The 18,401-nt window shown below is 45.9% G+C and carries 8 protein-coding genes and 1 CRISPR repeat array; all 8 genes read right to left on the bottom strand.

What is annotated here, in order from left to right:
* Positions 1-188 precede the first annotated feature (188 nt).
* Positions 189-9,131: direct repeats of the CRISPR family, unit length 37 nt; unit sequence GTTTCAATCCATCTTTTCAATTGGATACCTCTGGAAG.
* A 197-nt stretch (positions 9,132-9,328) separates the two neighbouring features.
* Positions 9,329-9,901 carry a CRISPR-associated protein Cas4 gene (cas4, locus tag ABD931_RS28690; RefSeq protein ID WP_345271544.1) on the bottom strand — a complete coding sequence of 191 codons (573 nt, stop codon included), beginning with the start codon at positions 9,899-9,901 and terminating at the stop codon, positions 9,329-9,331.
* 2 nt (positions 9,902-9,903) lie between these two features.
* Positions 9,904-10,194, bottom strand: coding sequence for a CRISPR-associated endonuclease Cas2 (gene cas2, locus ABD931_RS28685; protein WP_345271543.1), 291 nt, complete (start codon positions 10,192-10,194; stop codon positions 9,904-9,906).
* Positions 10,195-10,291: 97 nt separating this feature from the next.
* Complete coding sequence (cas1, locus tag ABD931_RS28680) at positions 10,292-11,320, bottom strand: CRISPR-associated endonuclease Cas1 (RefSeq protein ID WP_345271541.1); 1,029 nt, start codon at positions 11,318-11,320, stop codon at positions 10,292-10,294.
* An 87-nt stretch (positions 11,321-11,407) separates the two neighbouring features.
* Positions 11,408-12,109 (bottom strand): CRISPR-associated endonuclease Cas6, encoded by a 702-nt coding sequence (locus ABD931_RS28675; protein WP_345271540.1) that lies wholly within the window; start codon positions 12,107-12,109, stop codon positions 11,408-11,410.
* 1 nt (position 12,110) lies between these two features.
* Positions 12,111-14,570 carry a CRISPR-associated helicase Cas3' gene (cas3, locus tag ABD931_RS28670; protein WP_345271539.1) on the bottom strand — a complete coding sequence of 820 codons (2,460 nt, stop codon included), beginning with the start codon at positions 14,568-14,570 and terminating at the stop codon, positions 12,111-12,113.
* Complete coding sequence (cas5, locus tag ABD931_RS28665; RefSeq protein ID WP_345271538.1) at positions 14,567-15,337, bottom strand: CRISPR-associated protein Cas5; 771 nt, start codon at positions 15,335-15,337, stop codon at positions 14,567-14,569. Before cas5 ends, cas3 begins: the two co-directional genes overlap by 4 nt.
* Positions 15,338-15,345: 8 nt before the next feature.
* On the bottom strand, positions 15,346-16,350 hold the full coding sequence (gene cas7b / locus ABD931_RS28660) for a type I-B CRISPR-associated protein Cas7/Csh2 (protein ID WP_345271536.1): 1,005 nt from the start codon (positions 16,348-16,350) through the stop codon (positions 15,346-15,348).
* Between the two features lie 21 nt (positions 16,351-16,371).
* Complete coding sequence (locus ABD931_RS28655; protein WP_345271535.1) at positions 16,372-18,372, bottom strand: TM1802 family CRISPR-associated protein; 2,001 nt, start codon at positions 18,370-18,372, stop codon at positions 16,372-16,374.
* Positions 18,373-18,401 lie beyond the last annotated feature (29 nt).

Below are 18,401 nucleotides of genomic sequence, written 5' to 3'. Positions count from 1 at the left end.
GGAAAGCCTCAATCAGGCTGAAGAGTTGCTGAGTCTGGTCAGTAGCTAAAGTAGGCATGGGTGTTTTTTAGCCAAAAGTAGCGGCCCCGTAGGCAGCAGAAAAGACGGGGTTCGTCGGGTGGTTACTTTTCAATTGGATACCTCTGGAAGGGGTGCAAAAACTCCTCCGGTGTCACCCCGGCATCAATGTTTCAATCCATCTTTTCAATTGGATACCTCTGGAAGAAGGTTTCTTTCAATAGGCGTACCTGGGCCTCGATCGGTTTCAATCCATCTTTTCAATTGGATACCTCTGGAAGATTTGGTCCAGGCTCATCCTGGCCAGCATAGCCTGGTGTTTCAATCCATCTTTTCAATTGGATACCTCTGGAAGGAGAAACACCGAATCAACGCCGAAGAACTGGAAGAGTGTTTCAATCCATCTTTTCAATTGGATACCTCTGGAAGATAATCTGTTTCTCCCCTGAGTTGAGGGGCGGGAAGTTTCAATCCATCTTTTCAATTGGATACCTCTGGAAGGGGAGCCGTTCGCCATTACGTACCGTGTCCAAGCTGGTTTCAATCCATCTTTTCAATTGGATACCTCTGGAAGGTTTTGCGTTGTCTAGCCATCAGGAAAAACGTTCTAGTTTCAATCCATCTTTTCAATTGGATACCTCTGGAAGATCAGACGCACACAACCTGTATGTTTTCAAGCCATGAGGTTTCAATCCATCTTTTCAATTGGATACCTCTGGAAGTATCGTTGCTGAACAGCCAGTACGCCAGAACAGCAAGTTTCAATCCATCTTTTCAATTGGATACCTCTGGAAGTTTAGGAAGCAGTCAACTACGAAGTCAGCACCGGGGAAGCCGAAGGGGAGTTTCAATCCATCTTTTCAATTGGATACCTCTGGAAGTATTGCGTTGAACGATCTGTCGGTTGACCGGTGTAAGTTTCAATCCATCTTTTCAATTGGATACCTCTGGAAGATCGGAAGCCCCAACGCTTAAAGAGAATCCAGGTTGCGTTTCAATCCATCTTTTCAATTGGATACCTCTGGAAGTGTAGAATGGCTCCTTGATCGTGGCCGACTCATCGAGTTTCAATCCATCTTTTCAATTGGATACCTCTGGAAGGGGAGCGGCCGGCCAGATCGGCAGCAACCAGGGGCCGGTTTCAATCCATCTTTTCAATTGGATACCTCTGGAAGAGCTTGTACTTATTCTGAGCGTTGATAGCCAGCTTACGTTTCAATCCATCTTTTCAATTGGATACCTCTGGAAGTAACCCGGCCCTCAACTACCTCTTTAAATCGCGTAACGTTTCAATCCATCTTTTCAATTGGATACCTCTGGAAGTCATCCGGCGTTAGCAGGGCGTCAATAGCGGCATTGGCGTTTCAATCCATCTTTTCAATTGGATACCTCTGGAAGAGCATCGTTGTACCGGCTACCCGCGTAATCAGCACATGTTTCAATCCATCTTTTCAATTGGATACCTCTGGAAGTGAATACTGGGCCTGCTCCCGACAGAACGCCATCGAGTTTCAATCCATCTTTTCAATTGGATACCTCTGGAAGTCCCGGTAGCGGATTTTGTATTTGCCCGGCGGTACGCCGTTTCAATCCATCTTTTCAATTGGATACCTCTGGAAGGAAACTTAACCCGCCTGTTGTTCAGTTTCTTATGAAGTTTCAATCCATCTTTTCAATTGGATACCTCTGGAAGTGATCCGAGGGGCTATCTGTGGTTTGATTTTGATGCGTTTCAATCCATCTTTTCAATTGGATACCTCTGGAAGCCGGGTCACCCTGGCCGGCATTCTGGTTCAGGCAGATAAGTTTCAATCCATCTTTTCAATTGGATACCTCTGGAAGACACACACGGCTTTCACGCTGCCTTTACTGACCAGAGTTTCAATCCATCTTTTCAATTGGATACCTCTGGAAGGCCAATGCACCCGACTGGCATTGACCAGGTACCGCAGTTTCAATCCATCTTTTCAATTGGATACCTCTGGAAGTTTTTTGGGTTATAGTGGTAGTAATCGCTGTAAGCGGGTTTCAATCCATCTTTTCAATTGGATACCTCTGGAAGGGGGTCCGGATGGGTGGTATGATTCGCCCTATCCGGATGTTTCAATCCATCTTTTCAATTGGATACCTCTGGAAGGCTGTCGGAAAGTAGCTGCTCGGTTATCCGGTTGGGGGTTTCAATCCATCTTTTCAATTGGATACCTCTGGAAGGGTCTATGGACACCGGCAGTTTGCGGATCGACGAATGTTTCAATCCATCTTTTCAATTGGATACCTCTGGAAGTGCCTTGCCTGCTCGTCCGTGCCTGAGCAGGTAGTTGTTTCAATCCATCTTTTCAATTGGATACCTCTGGAAGAGTACCGGCGTCAGGATGTCGGGCAGGGCGATATCGCGTTTCAATCCATCTTTTCAATTGGATACCTCTGGAAGGACGATGGCCGGCCTGGAGGCTGCCAGAGCCAGAGGGTTTCAATCCATCTTTTCAATTGGATACCTCTGGAAGTACCGAAGGAAAGGCTAAGTCGACATCCGATTGGGAGTTTCAATCCATCTTTTCAATTGGATACCTCTGGAAGGTGTCAAATTTTGACAGTTTTAGGCTGGTTAATTGTATGTTTCAATCCATCTTTTCAATTGGATACCTCTGGAAGAAATGTGTCAAATTTTGATACATTTTGTAAATGGCGTTTCAATCCATCTTTTCAATTGGATACCTCTGGAAGAAACAACACATACGACAATGCCATTTGGATTCGATGGTTTCAATCCATCTTTTCAATTGGATACCTCTGGAAGCGGCCTAACGTGGTTTGGAAGGTTTGGATAATTGTGGTTTCAATCCATCTTTTCAATTGGATACCTCTGGAAGCCTGTTTCAGGTGTTTCTTATCCCCACCGAGGAGGAGTTTCAATCCATCTTTTCAATTGGATACCTCTGGAAGTGACTTCCCTTTTGGGCAGTGACCGGACGGCTGCGCGTTTCAATCCATCTTTTCAATTGGATACCTCTGGAAGTGAATAGCTGCCTGTAGGTAGTCGCCGGAACGCATGGGTTTCAATCCATCTTTTCAATTGGATACCTCTGGAAGTGCGACGCTTTGGATAGTCATTCATTTTCCAGAACACGTTTCAATCCATCTTTTCAATTGGATACCTCTGGAAGTCGTAGCGCCGGGACTGGTCTTTGCCGGAGATGGCTTGTTTCAATCCATCTTTTCAATTGGATACCTCTGGAAGCTTTTTATCCCAGTCCTTTTCCCGGTTACCGGCCATGCGTTTCAATCCATCTTTTCAATTGGATACCTCTGGAAGTCTGGGCTAGTAAACAGAACGCCAGCAATAAGGCCAGGTTTCAATCCATCTTTTCAATTGGATACCTCTGGAAGCGGGTGTGGTGGCACTGAAGACCGGGGGCGTTTTCAGTTTCAATCCATCTTTTCAATTGGATACCTCTGGAAGATCCAGCGCCCGCAGAGGTGGCTACTGTGACTTCGAGTTTCAATCCATCTTTTCAATTGGATACCTCTGGAAGTCAATTCTTGTTACGGGCCTTATACGATTGTTGGCATGTTTCAATCCATCTTTTCAATTGGATACCTCTGGAAGGGTGGCAGCGGGTAACCCGTTTCCGCTCAACCTGATCGTTTCAATCCATCTTTTCAATTGGATACCTCTGGAAGTCAGCCGCCGACCCCGGCCAATAAGCTGACGGTAGGGTTTCAATCCATCTTTTCAATTGGATACCTCTGGAAGAGTCATCGATCACTTCGGTTTCTCCCCGCCACCGGAGTTTCAATCCATCTTTTCAATTGGATACCTCTGGAAGATAGTTGTAAGTAGTAAGAAATACGCTGGTTTGGTGTTTCAATCCATCTTTTCAATTGGATACCTCTGGAAGTATTTGTTCAGACAAACCTCAACAAATGGTTAATAAGTTTCAATCCATCTTTTCAATTGGATACCTCTGGAAGGCGTTTGGATTTGAAGTACTCTGAATCCAGATAGGGAGTTTCAATCCATCTTTTCAATTGGATACCTCTGGAAGCCCCCGGTGGCCGGTTTTGCTCATGGCTTGAAAACAGTTTCAATCCATCTTTTCAATTGGATACCTCTGGAAGTTATCCCAGTCCTTTTCCCGGTTACCGGCCATGCGTTTCAATCCATCTTTTCAATTGGATACCTCTGGAAGGGCACGCGCTCTATGTGGACTGGTACGTGACCGGCGAGTTTCAATCCATCTTTTCAATTGGATACCTCTGGAAGAGTCATCGATCACTTCGGTTTCTCCCCGCCACCGGAGTTTCAATCCATCTTTTCAATTGGATACCTCTGGAAGATTGAGCCGGCAGCACCCGGCAAAGCTGTTTACGTTGTTTCAATCCATCTTTTCAATTGGATACCTCTGGAAGGCCCCCATTTATCACTGCAAAAACGCTGGGTATCGGGTTTCAATCCATCTTTTCAATTGGATACCTCTGGAAGTTTGATAATGCCGTATCTGAAGGCTACGAAGGCAAGAAGTTTCAATCCATCTTTTCAATTGGATACCTCTGGAAGTTTATCCCAGTCCTTTTCCCGGTTACCGGCCATGCGTTTCAATCCATCTTTTCAATTGGATACCTCTGGAAGATCGCTTACAGCCGCGAAGGTTGCAATGCTCAAATATCGTTTCAATCCATCTTTTCAATTGGATACCTCTGGAAGGTAGACAGAAAAATATGCCTTGGTAACCGGTAAACGTTTCAATCCATCTTTTCAATTGGATACCTCTGGAAGTTTAAGGCGATGTTGCGTACCTTGTAGAGTTCGGCGGGTTTCAATCCATCTTTTCAATTGGATACCTCTGGAAGCACTATTCTTTTGCAACGGGTGAAATATGGTTGCAAGTTTCAATCCATCTTTTCAATTGGATACCTCTGGAAGCCGCGACTGCTACAAAGCGGCTATCCAAGACGTACTGTTTCAATCCATCTTTTCAATTGGATACCTCTGGAAGAGAGGTTTGCCCTGGGTCTTCTGTTGCTGAACTGCCGTTTCAATCCATCTTTTCAATTGGATACCTCTGGAAGATCCAGTGAGGCTACTTCCATTTTAGACCTTCGATGTGTTTCAATCCATCTTTTCAATTGGATACCTCTGGAAGTTCATTTTCTCTAGTTTTTCCCACCCCTTTTTAAAAGTTTCAATCCATCTTTTCAATTGGATACCTCTGGAAGCACTATTCTTTTGCAACGGGTGAAATATGGTTGCAAGTTTCAATCCATCTTTTCAATTGGATACCTCTGGAAGTGTCCGTTGCCCGGCCGGATTGCGACGCCGGCAGCGGGTTTCAATCCATCTTTTCAATTGGATACCTCTGGAAGCCGGCACGGTCCGCCGTTGCGGTACCGGCCCGGCGGGTTTCAATCCATCTTTTCAATTGGATACCTCTGGAAGCCCGCGGTATTGTCATTCGGAATATATCTTTCAAAGGGTTTCAATCCATCTTTTCAATTGGATACCTCTGGAAGCTTATTTCAATTCAAGCTTCGGAATTGAGCAGAACAGTTTCAATCCATCTTTTCAATTGGATACCTCTGGAAGAAGCTCTCGGTTTCGGCCAAGTAGTCGGTAATTGACAGTTTCAATCCATCTTTTCAATTGGATACCTCTGGAAGAGAATGCCGAACTGCATGAGCTGATCAAGGAACTCGGGTTTCAATCCATCTTTTCAATTGGATACCTCTGGAAGATGTGCCTGAGGTTGATGGTGAACCAGAACCTATCTGTTTCAATCCATCTTTTCAATTGGATACCTCTGGAAGCTCGGCGGCTGCCTGCTGCTCGGCGCGAATCTTCGCATGTTTCAATCCATCTTTTCAATTGGATACCTCTGGAAGATATCTGTCTGCCATTTTTATAACTATATATTAGGGTTTCAATCCATCTTTTCAATTGGATACCTCTGGAAGCCACAGTTTTGCAATCAGGATTTGGAGCAATTTTCTGTTTCAATCCATCTTTTCAATTGGATACCTCTGGAAGCTTCAACAGGCTCGACACACCAATCTTCATGTATTCGTTTCAATCCATCTTTTCAATTGGATACCTCTGGAAGATTGAGCCGGCAGCACCCGGCAAAGCTGTTTACGTTGTTTCAATCCATCTTTTCAATTGGATACCTCTGGAAGCCACGAAAACTACCCTGGCGCAACCGAGCAACTTATGTTTCAATCCATCTTTTCAATTGGATACCTCTGGAAGACAATCGCATTAATTTCCTTTGCCTTCATCGTACAATGTTTCAATCCATCTTTTCAATTGGATACCTCTGGAAGTACGACGGATTCCCGCCGCTGCCGGAAATTATCGAAGTTTCAATCCATCTTTTCAATTGGATACCTCTGGAAGAACTCATTGGGATTGGTGGTCATGGCCACGATGGTTGTTTCAATCCATCTTTTCAATTGGATACCTCTGGAAGCGTCTGATCGGTAGAGCCGCCCGCAGCAAGGACAGTGTTTCAATCCATCTTTTCAATTGGATACCTCTGGAAGTGTAGAATGGCTCCTTGATCGTGGCCGACTCGTCGAGTTTCAATCCATCTTTTCAATTGGATACCTCTGGAAGACATTCTCAAAATCAATGCCGCGACCGCCCTGAATATGTTTCAATCCATCTTTTCAATTGGATACCTCTGGAAGGGGTGGAGTCAGTAAGCTAGGGGTGGCAATGACCATTGTTTCAATCCATCTTTTCAATTGGATACCTCTGGAAGCGGGGAACGCCAAGTAGAAAGCCATTACATAAGCGAGTTTCAATCCATCTTTTCAATTGGATACCTCTGGAAGTAACCTCCTAAGGCCGAAAAATATGGCAAAATCCTGGGTTTCAATCCATCTTTTCAATTGGATACCTCTGGAAGGGCGGAACATGCCAAAGATGATGAGACTGAATACGTGTTTCAATCCATCTTTTCAATTGGATACCTCTGGAAGGGCACCGGGTCCCGACGTGGCCACACCCTGGGTAAAGTTTCAATCCATCTTTTCAATTGGATACCTCTGGAAGAAGGCGTATTCCGGATGCGTTAACCACCAAATTTTCAGTTTCAATCCATCTTTTCAATTGGATACCTCTGGAAGCACCGGTCGATCTTCCGCTTACGCAGTAAGTCATTTGTTTCAATCCATCTTTTCAATTGGATACCTCTGGAAGCATATTCGAACGGGCGCAACTCGAAGCTGAGTACCTGTTTCAATCCATCTTTTCAATTGGATACCTCTGGAAGGCCGGCACAAAGGACAACTCCATACGGCTGAAAAGTAGTTTCAATCCATCTTTTCAATTGGATACCTCTGGAAGAGTTATGGGGGCCTTTCGGCCCCCGGTGTTTCTTAGCGTTTCAATCCATCTTTTCAATTGGATACCTCTGGAAGACCACTCGAAAATCTGTTTGCTGGATTGTGGACAAAAGTTTCAATCCATCTTTTCAATTGGATACCTCTGGAAGTTGCTCCGAAGCGATGCCGATAGATTAATTAACATTTGTTTCAATCCATCTTTTCAATTGGATACCTCTGGAAGTGATTACCAGATAATATCGCGAAAAAGAAATCGGCGTTTCAATCCATCTTTTCAATTGGATACCTCTGGAAGACAGGATTTCTTCGATGGTGGCGTAGACCCATACTTGTTTCAATCCATCTTTTCAATTGGATACCTCTGGAAGTTAAAGTTTTTTTTCAGGTAAAAAGTACATATACGGGCGTTTCAATCCATCTTTTCAATTGGATACCTCTGGAAGAATCAAAACTGATGTTGATACTTCTCGGAGCCGGGTGTTTCAATCCATCTTTTCAATTGGATACCTCTGGAAGGATTATATTTGGCGATACTGCCCAAGAAGTTATCAAGTTTCAATCCATCTTTTCAATTGGATACCTCTGGAAGCTCAGAGCTATTCGAAAGGTAGATCCTGATAGTGAGGGGTTTCAATCCATCTTTTCAATTGGATACCTCTGGAAGCAGGTGTGGACGAATCTGGATGAGTTGAACCGGGCGGTTTCAATCCATCTTTTCAATTGGATACCTCTGGAAGTCTTTGTAAGTATGATATTTACAACAAGGAAATAAAAGTTTCAATCCATCTTTTCAATTGGATACCTCTGGAAGCTACCCGGTAAACGGGCGGGTGGATACCCGGCGCTAGTTTCAATCCATCTTTTCAATTGGATACCTCTGGAAGACCAGCAGCAGCGGGACATCAACAGCATCAATAACGTTTCAATCCATCTTTTCAATTGGATACCTCTGGAAGTTCTTTCATGTTCCGGTTGAGTACGCAAGAGTTGAATGTTTCAATCCATCTTTTCAATTGGATACCTCTGGAAGATACAGTTGCCGCGATGCAGAACGGCGACCACCCGGGTTTCAATCCATCTTTTCAATTGGATACCTCTGGAAGTAAGTCCGGCGGAAGTAAACGCCGGAATATTGTTTAATGGTTTCAATCCATCTTTTCAATTGGATACCTCTGGAAGCCGGACGACTACAGCGTCACTTCGCCGTGAAAAAAAGTTTCAATCCATCTTTTCAATTGGATACCTCTGGAAGTTAATTGCGAAGTCAAGTAACGAAAACGGACAATGGAGTTTCAATCCATCTTTTCAATTGGATACCTCTGGAAGTAGCGGGATTTGAAACCCCGCAGTTGAAACTTATTACGTTTCAATCCATCTTTTCAATTGGATACCTCTGGAAGAAGACCTGGGCAGTGCCGTCTACGACTGGCTCGACAGGTTTCAATCCATCTTTTCAATTGGATACCTCTGGAAGATACCCAACCGTTACACTGTATCTAACAACTCATTGGGTTTCAATCCATCTTTTCAATTGGATACCTCTGGAAGTGTAACGGTTGGGTATCTGTGTTGTACGCCTGACCAGTTTCAATCCATCTTTTCAATTGGATACCTCTGGAAGAGTGCTGGGCTGACGAGCCATGAAGCCCACACCTGCAGTTTCAATCCATCTTTTCAATTGGATACCTCTGGAAGTGGTTGTCGGCTGCATCGTCATTGTGGGTTTGTGCGGGTTTCAATCCATCTTTTCAATTGGATACCTCTGGAAGCCGTCGCGGTTGGCAACGTGTTTAAAGCCAGAGTCTTATACATATTCTGCTCTGGCTTATTTTGTGTTTTACAATATGTCAAAAAACGATTTTTGGGCATTGTTTTGACTTCTTTCCGGAACGGCAACTCTCCTGTTTACAGCAACTTACAGCATATTTCGACGTAGCAAAAAATAAATTGATACCCGGAAAAGCCTTCAGCGGATGCAGATGTTCCGGTAAGTGCAAGTTACACAACGGGCTTTGTACCTGGTGGCCTTTGGAAAAAAGTTTTGATCGATAATCCGCAGAATTTCCGCAGCAGCCTGCTTTACCTCCTGCTTGTCCTGCTCCTCAATGGCTACCTCAATCACCTTGTTCCTGCTGCGGGTATACACCAGAAAACCTTTCCGGACCGGACGTCCGAAGTTCTCCTCAATTAGCCAGGCATAACAGTACAACTGCGTCCGGTACGTTTCGTATACCCGGTCTTTGTATTCCGCAAACTTGTAGTCCAGCGGAGCCAGCGTCCCGTCGGCCAGTTCCAGCACTTCATCCACGCGGCCCCGGATCAACGCGTTGGTCAGGTACTGGTCCTGGTGCTTATCTACCACGCCCAACCGCCGGCGCAGGTAGTCTTTGTTCTGCTCCAGCCGCTGGTCGTGCAGGTGACGGCCGCGCATAACTTTATAATCTTTCTCCTCATACTGCGGTATCCGCAGGACATATTCAAAATATGTAAACCGCGGACAGAACAGGTATTCTATAATGTGGGAAGGTGTAAGGGTCATAGTCAGAAAAACAAAGCTCTGATTTCATCGGTAACCAGTTTTTTATCAAATGCCTGGCCGAGGAGGTCGGTCTGCTGAAGTTCGCTGCGACTCATCGGGAAAATATATACCTTGTCGGTTGTTTCGTCTATAAGTTCTTCCAACTGGAGCCGGAGTGTGTCTTTCTGATTCGGCGTGAGTGTGCCCAGAAAGCAGGAAAACTGTACCCGGTACAGCCCGGCCTGCTTGCAGATCTTTGCCACCTTATTGCGCCGACGGTCGTTTTCGATATCATAGAGTACCCAGATGATCATGATGTTAAGAGCAAAAGAGTGAATGAGTGAAAGAGCGGGTGCGTAGCCGGGATGAGTTTAGTTGTTTAAGAATGTATAATGTTGCGAAACCACTCATTCACTCATTCGCTCTTTCAGGCTCCGCGCCCTGCTCTTTCGCAATTAGAGCATTGGCAAACTGATGCGCGTCGAGCTGGATCACATGGCTGCGCACCAGGTTGCGGCCCCGGTGCCGGATCGGATCGTTGTCCATAAACTCGTTGAAAGCTCCAACCAGCAGTGCCTTACCGTCGGCGTTGAGGGTGACGCCTGCGGCTAGCGGACTTGTGTGGGCTTTGTTGACCTTCTTGGCCGAGAACAACCGAAACACGATCTCATCGGCATAGATGCGGTATGGTTCAATAAAATCGAACACCATGCTCAGCTGGTTGTAGTCGTCGCGGTGCAGAAAGCCCAGGTACGGGTCGACCCCGGCGATGATCAACGCCTTTTCGATCTTGCTGTACAGAATGCCGTAGGCGTAGTTCAGAAAGGCATTAAACGCGTCGAGGGCCGGGCGGTTGCTGCGTCCGGCAAACCGGTAATCGGGCGGCAGCACGTAGCTGAGGGTTTCAAAGTACAGCCGCCCGGCGGTTCCTTCCAGTCCGCGTAATGTATCGGCAATGGTGCCGACCTGCTTCGCTTCCAGTGTGTTGATGGACACGTACAAAGCTTCAATTCGGCTGATCTTATCGTTCAGGAAATCGGCATGTTGCGGCCGGTGCTTCTTCAAGTCTTTGATGAAGTTGAGTTGGTTGTCGAGCTTTTGCAGCAGCCAGCTTTTTACCCACGTAACGCCCACCTCCGATAGGCTGGCTTCCAATTGCATCTTCCGGATTTTGGTGGTACTGCCCAGCTTGCTGTGCCACACCCGGCCGATGGGCGTCCCGTCATGCTCAATAAACACTATGTCGACGTTGTGCCGCATGGCCAGTTGAATGGCGTCGGTGCTGAGCGAGGCTCCCGTAGTCATGACGATGCTGGTGACCTTCGCGGCGGCCGAAAACGGCTTTTTCTCTACGCTGCCGTCTTCGAGCCGTCGCCGGATCTCAAACATCTCCTCGCGGACATGCAAGTAGGTACCGTAGGTGTTGATGTGAAGCTGCATGGTGGTTGATTGGTTGACTGGTTGATTAGTTCATTGGTTAACTGGTTGGGTGGAGGGCACTATTTAACCAATTAACCAGTGAACCAATCAACTACTCAACCTCCGCACGGCACCAAACCCCCGCGCCACCGACTTCCCCAGGCCCAGACCGTCGGGCAGAACCACATTGGCGGTAAATTCGCCGGCGAAGGCCATCATCGTCTGGTTCTTGAACTGCGTGGTGTGCGGCTCGACCGACAGATGGACCATAATCCGCTCGTGTGGAGCCAGCCACAGGTCGGCTTCGCGGAACAGCCCCAGCAGTTGGGTAATCAGCACGCGTTTGAGCTGGGCATGGCGCTCGGTTTCGCTGCGGTTGCGGTAGTCGCGGTAGTTATCCTGGTTAAGAGCCATCCAGAGCGTCTCGAAGCGGTAGCGGTGCAACTCGTCGGAGATACCCAGCGGGGCCTGCTCGTGGCGGATGTGCTTGCTCAGGACGGGAAACCGTTCGCCGTTAATATCCAGTTCGCGGATGCGCAGAAAAAGCTGGGCCAGCAGCGTAGCGCCCTCGCGGATACCCACCAGCGTGGGTGTCCGGTGCAGCACCTTGTATTGGACCAGCGGATAGGCGTAGCGGTAACGCGGAGACTCGTCGGTATCGGTTTCGTAATGATTGTGCAGCAGGGGCGAATGCTCCCGGAATAACTCCCCGAAGTATCCCCGCAGCTTATGCGCATCCCGCGTCCGCAGGGCAATTTCCGGGAAAGTGATGGTGGTGAGGGGAAGCAGGGTTTGAGTGAGGGTGGTCATTTTAGAAAAAAACGGTTGTGGCTGCTGAAGAATCTTCTTTGCTTCGGTCAAAACCAGTTATCTGGTTATAATAAGTATCAAGTTCATCCCAGTTAACTATATACAATCCGTCTAGGAGTTCATTGCGTTTCTTGTCTATCTGAAGCTCCTTGACTTTCGATAGGTATTTTGGGACAGTAATAATCCGTTGATTAAAGGCCAACTTGTGCTTGGTGTCAAACTTCTCTTTGCTGAGCTTTTTATTGATAAGCATACAAAAAGCATCTTTAGCGGTTGTGGCTTCATCATCCAATTCAATGAAGACCGATACAGCAAAGCCTTTATGCTCGATAACCTGAAAACTCGAAACCGGACAGGTTTCTTTGTTTTCATTATTGTAGTTCAGGCGTTTCATGCTTCCAAAAATCGCACGGGCAGTCTTAAACGATTTTACACCATCAGCAGACAGGTTATCATAATATGCGCCAATTAGAGACAGGTAATGTTCTTCGGGGATTTCTCCGTTATAATCAGCTGCACTTTTAGTCAAAGCTTCTCGAGACTGCGTTGCTGTTGTCCGGTCATAAATCTTTTCACAATCATCGAAATCAATTACATACAGTGGGGAGTGCTGACGTTCTACAGAATTTTCGCGATTAACCCGGCCAGCTACTTGCACAATTGAATCAATAGGGCCTACATCCCGGAATCCCATGTCAAAGTCTAAGTCGACACCTGCTTCAACGCATTGAGTAGCAACGAGTATTGGTTTAAAACCACATTTAAGGTCAAGTTTGACTCGCTCAATAACATCAAGCCGATGAGCAGGTACAATGTTGGTCGATAAGTAATATACTTTGTTTTGGTAGCCTCGTTCGCCAACGTATTCCTGAATGGCTGTGAATACATCCACTGATCTTTTTACCAGATTACAGACGATAAGGCAAGACTTTTTTTCTGACCAGTAAGCAGCAAAATAGTCTTCAATAAAAGCACTCTCATCCGCAACAGGGGGATTGATTAAAGGGATAATTTTGGTGCGCTTAAATGCCCCGAAAATGGCTTCATGTTCTGCCAGTAATTCCAAAACATCCAATTTGTCGTCCTCTCTCGCAATAATTTCACGGTTAGCTAACTCAAATGTTTTCGGCTTAGTGGCCGTCATCAGAAGAATTCGGGCATTCAAAAGCTTGGCTGCATAAAACAAGGCCGCCCCGATAAGTGGTAGTTGCTCTAACCGAATGGTTTGCACTTCATCCAGAATGATTATAGCACCGGCGATATGATGAAACTTCTTTAGCAGTTTGTTCCGGTGGCCAATCAGTGTTTGTAGAAACTGAACGAAGGTTGTGATAACAACATCACTTTGCCACGTATCGAGCAGCATGGTTTTTTGATTCCAGCCCTGATTTTCCTCATCATCGTTTTTCTTAGACAACTGCTCGAGAGCATCAGCAAACTGATAATGAGCTAAAACAAGTCCCTCACTCGCTGGGATTACTCGTTTATACTCTATAATAGCCTGCTCAATGATGTTGATAAATGGCAGCGCATAAATAAGCTGGGCTTCGTAGCCTTCCTCTTCGCGTATTTTAGCCTTGAGCCGAAGAGCGAAATCCAGCGCAGTTAAGGTTTTACCAATGCCCGTTGGGGCTGTTAAGGTGAAAAGCCGTTTTTGCAGAATGTCATCCCTGTTTAATTGCTGCATCACGGCCCCCCGCACATAATCACGCAACGCCTTCTGATCCAGCTGCCTTAACGTGTCGGGCACGTGAGATTGGAACGGTACAGCAGGAATCCGCTGGTCAACCAATGTTGCTGATAGTGCCTTCCGGGCGTATAAGGTCGTCTCTGAAGCATCTATCTTATCCGACTCAATCAGCAGCGAAAACAGGTAGTTAATCAGAAAATAGTTCGCAATGTCTGGTTTTCGCTCTAACTCTCGGACAATCCTGATAAGCTTCTTATCTGGGTAGTTGATGTAGCTGGCTAAATCCGGCTCCCCTAACTCAGTTGAAATTTGGCTCAGAGCCGAATATATTGTTTTTGCTTGTTTATTGAAGATGTTTTCGTCATTGCTGTCCTCTACCACAAAGCTTTTTAAATCGTTGATGTCGGTCAGGCTCTTGTGGTGATGAATAATCAGGTAGGCTGCCCACAAAGCCAGCCTCTCGAAGCCCAATGAACAGTATTTCTGGTAAAGGGCAAAGCCACCGAATTTGGCGTGTTGCTTTAGTTCCTGATCGAAATCGCCCGTTTGAAGCAGGTAATTCTGGAAGTGAGTGGTGTATTTGCCAAGATCATGATACATACCCACCAGACGCAGTAACTCAGTTAACGGTGCGCTTGTGTAAAGGGTAACGTTTTTGTAGAACGACTGCAAAGCTTTTTCCGTCACCGCTTTAGTGTGATCAGCCAGGCGTTTTGAGCCAAACACAGTGCCGTCTGAGTGTTGTTTACTGTGGGAGTAGAACGTTGTCATTCCATGAATAGAATATGCTGCGTTTCGGAACCCTGTTCGAGCGTGTAAAAAGGCTTGTTGAGCTTTACCCGTATACCAGATGCCGTAGTTGAAAACAGCACCCGATCCATTCTCCGAAGCTCTCGGTCGAAGTTGCTTACAAAGTCACCGGGCAGGAGTTCCTCTTCGATTAATTGAAGTGTATCTTCTGTTCGTTGACGGTCAAAATCCAGTTGCTCAACCGCTTCAGAGGGCATAGCGGAATGTATCACTACCCAGCCGGTAGCTTCGTTCTGTTGTGCTTCCGTGATTAGGGTTGCCGAAATCAGAGATGCCGTAAAATTAGCTGTCCCAAACGTAAGTGCATACTGAAACTGCCGTTCCAAAACAGACTGTTTCAATTTGGTAAACGTTTCAGTGCCTAGCTCGTAGCAGGATACGTATACGCGATAAACAACCATGTCACGGCTGATACTAAGCCCGCTCACAACTTCAAAGGGCGTTTGAATCCGTCCATTTGAGCCATCGAAATCCCCCTTGCCGACAATCTTGAGCAGATTGAGACGATGAAACGTTTTTTTGATTGGATGCATTACCCGAATTCCGATCCGAATCCGCTCCGACGATAATTCCTCATAATAGCTGTCGCGGGGCCGCCCAAGCATACCAGCCAGCATTCCCATAAGAGTAGTACGGGGCGGTATGCTGAAACTCATAGCCGTATTGTTCGCATAGTATTTGCGAAAGTGGGCGAGTTTACCGCCCACGTCAATCTGCAAGACTTCCATGTGTCAGGTTATTTTGCAGACAGCTCGATACCAGTAGCCGACTTGATGTAAGCTGATTCAATAGCTTTGCCTTCCCCTGTGTTTTCTGTCAGTAGTTTTTGCAAAGCTGTAATGTCAAATGCCAGATCTTCAAAACGCCGGATTTGCTTCACTTCAACTCCCTCGACTGGGGCCGCTTTTACATAGTTGCGCAGATCGCCGAAATGACCGTTGAAAAAACCCTCATTATAGGTGATTTCAACGTAAAGTTTAGGGTACTGATTGAGTTTTGAACGGGTTGGCATGGCAGGTACGCTCTGCCAAATGGCATTACGAAATATATTGAGGTCGTCGGCGGTCAGGCCGGTGCTTTGTGCAGCAAACTTGTTGATGGTGCCGTTGAACGCCAGCAGGCTGTAATGGACTCGATAATCTTTTCCAAATGTGCTGCTATCGTCATTCATCGTCGTAACAATTGAACTTGATTCCATCAACTGAACTTTGTGCAGCGAGTAACCCCAATTAATTTGCACAGGTCCTGTGTAGGCGCGGGTGAACCCTTCAACGGCGAAGGCACTGCCGAAGAGACGAATATCCACAAACTTCTGCTTGACCATTTGTGCCAGCAGGTAAACGCTTAAGGACCGATTTGCTTTATCCTGTAGTTTTTTGAAAATCTTATCGGGTGTCTTTTCTGCTTCAACTATCTTCGCCAGGGCGTCGCCCATTGCTGCGTTTTCCGCGAATAGCTCGCCAATGGTTTCGTCGTTCGCTAAAACACGCTTGATGACAGCCTCTAATTTTTGCTCGGGTGTTACTTTTCGGCCGTCCTCCATATCGACAAAAATTTCGATTCCGGTCATTTTTAAATAATCGCGGATATAACGCTTCAAGCGCGTATCGGTCACCAAATTGGTGTCCGTATCGTAATCCATACGCGGTTTGTTCTCCTGATCGGGATCGCCGTTGGGATTACACTGCATTGCTTCATAGAGAAACAGGAAATCAGCATTATTTGAAATCGATGTTGCCATTAGTTTTGTGGGTGGGTTAGATTAGTCATTGTTAGCTTTTTTTGTTTTGCCAGCGAAGAAGGAGTAGCCTGACAAAATGAAGAATAGAGCTTCTTCGGGCTTCATAGCCCAGTTTTCATGATTGAACAGCATCACAAAACGGCTTAATGTTGTTTCCGTCAATTTATGAATGCTGTACTGCTGAGTTTTCTCGACTAAGTCACGGTGTAGTCGCCGAATATCGTCCCGATCCATGCCGTTGTAGTTCAGCTTTTTGAGGATGGGCTTAGTCTTGTGTTCTTTCTTGTACTGCGTTTGTGCTACTGTGTTCAGGACACGCCCCAGATAAAAGAGGGCCTGATGTTCAGGCTTGTATGTCATTCGTGTGAAAAACTCCTCAACTTTTTGCTGGTACTCAGGCAGGACTTGCTCTTCGGGTGGGGCATCGAGTGTGATCTCGTCAACCTCATCAAGTTGATTTTCTTCCATTGGATTAATCAGGTTAAACTGTTTCAGAATCTGTATAAAAGCGAGGTATTGGAACACAGCGTTCCGAATGGCGAAATCGAACTCTGTGTTTTCGCGGATGTTGGTGTAGCTACTGTATCGGCCGTAGTAGTGGCATAGAATTAATTCCTTGAAGTAATCAAACAATTTGGCGCGTTCGATAGGCCGCTTTTCAAGAACTTGTTTGAACAGGTTAAGGGCTTCATTTTTCTTCTCCTTATCCCGACGTACCGGAATCATCGTGTAAACAGTGTACAAGTTGAATTGAAGGGGTATCTGATCTTTACCCATGCTCATGATACTTGCCCAGTTCACACCCGGTATGGTCTTCCATTCGTTATTGAGCCTGCGAAAAGCGCCAATCAATTGCTCAAAATGGGTCCGGCTAACATCTTTGATGACATTGATAGCTTTGAAATAATTACCATCTGTCTCAAATCCCAGAAACGTTATCCAATAGGGATTATCTGTTTCCACATCTAAATCACTAACAATCTCCTGATACGTGTTAAACTGAAATAGCAGGTCAGAATTATGGCTTAATGTGCGCAAGGTGGTTTCGATGTCGCTTTTGTCTCGATAAAGAAGTTGAGGTATTATGCAGTGATCTATGCCTGCAATTCGCGTTTTGTACTTTTCAAGCAAATATTTCGAGCCTCTTTCTAAATAAACCTGAGCTTGCTTGTCAATCTGATAGTTTTTCTGAAATGCTCCATTCTCCCAGCCACTGGCATAATTGACTGTTGTTGTGACAAACATTTTATTTAGGCTATACCGTGCCGAAATATCCAGTTCGCTTACCACAGTTGATCGTTCTCCTGTAGCATAGCACAGTTTTTCAACGGATTCTTCTGCGGGTGGAGCAGGATCGTCACCAATAAACTTTCGCTTTACAAAAGTCAGATAGCCCTCAACCTGGCTAAATAGTGTTGGGTGCGTATAGCCTTTCTCCGACCAAACTACATGCGCTGCAACCAATACAAGCCGCTCCGAGGGCTTCATCGTCACAGCTTTCAAAAACTGCCTGTCGTCGTCACTAAGCTTCTCTTTGTCGGCTTCGGTGAGTTTAGTGTTTTCCAGTAATGCCAGTCGACGTTCAAATTCGGACCGCAACGTAAAAACCTCACTTAGCACTTCGTACAGCAGAGTTGACTGCAAATCGGCAAAGCTGGTTTCAATGGCGTCAGCGAATTGTCCCCGGTCCTGTTCAGTGCCTTTCTTATCAACAATGCCAAAGAAGGTCTTGCGGAGTTGCTCTAACTTTTTCCACTCCACGCAGGTGTACACAGCCTTGTTGTTTCCTCCCTGAATCTTGACATTGAAGTACCGCCCTGGTGACTCATCTGGGTCGTATTCAAGCAAAATACCAAAGTCAACTCTCCGTTCGTCCAGATTGAAAATTAGGGGAACAACGAAGTTTGTTATGGGATCCCCTTTCTTGTTTTTTGTTTCAATATTTGGCGTGTCCAGTATATCGTCCCATTCCCCTCGTTCCTGACTGAGTTGTTGGCCAATTCTTATTTGGGTTTGGAGCATGCAGATCTGAGTTAATGGTTTTGGGTACT

Origin of the sequence: Nibrella viscosa, from assembly GCF_039541875.1 — a bacterium.
In the GTDB taxonomy this organism is placed as follows: Bacteria; Bacteroidota; Bacteroidia; order Cytophagales; family Spirosomataceae; genus Nibrella; species Nibrella viscosa.
Note: the sequence above shows the minus strand (reverse complement) of the source record. Positions and strands in the feature narration are given on the sequence as shown.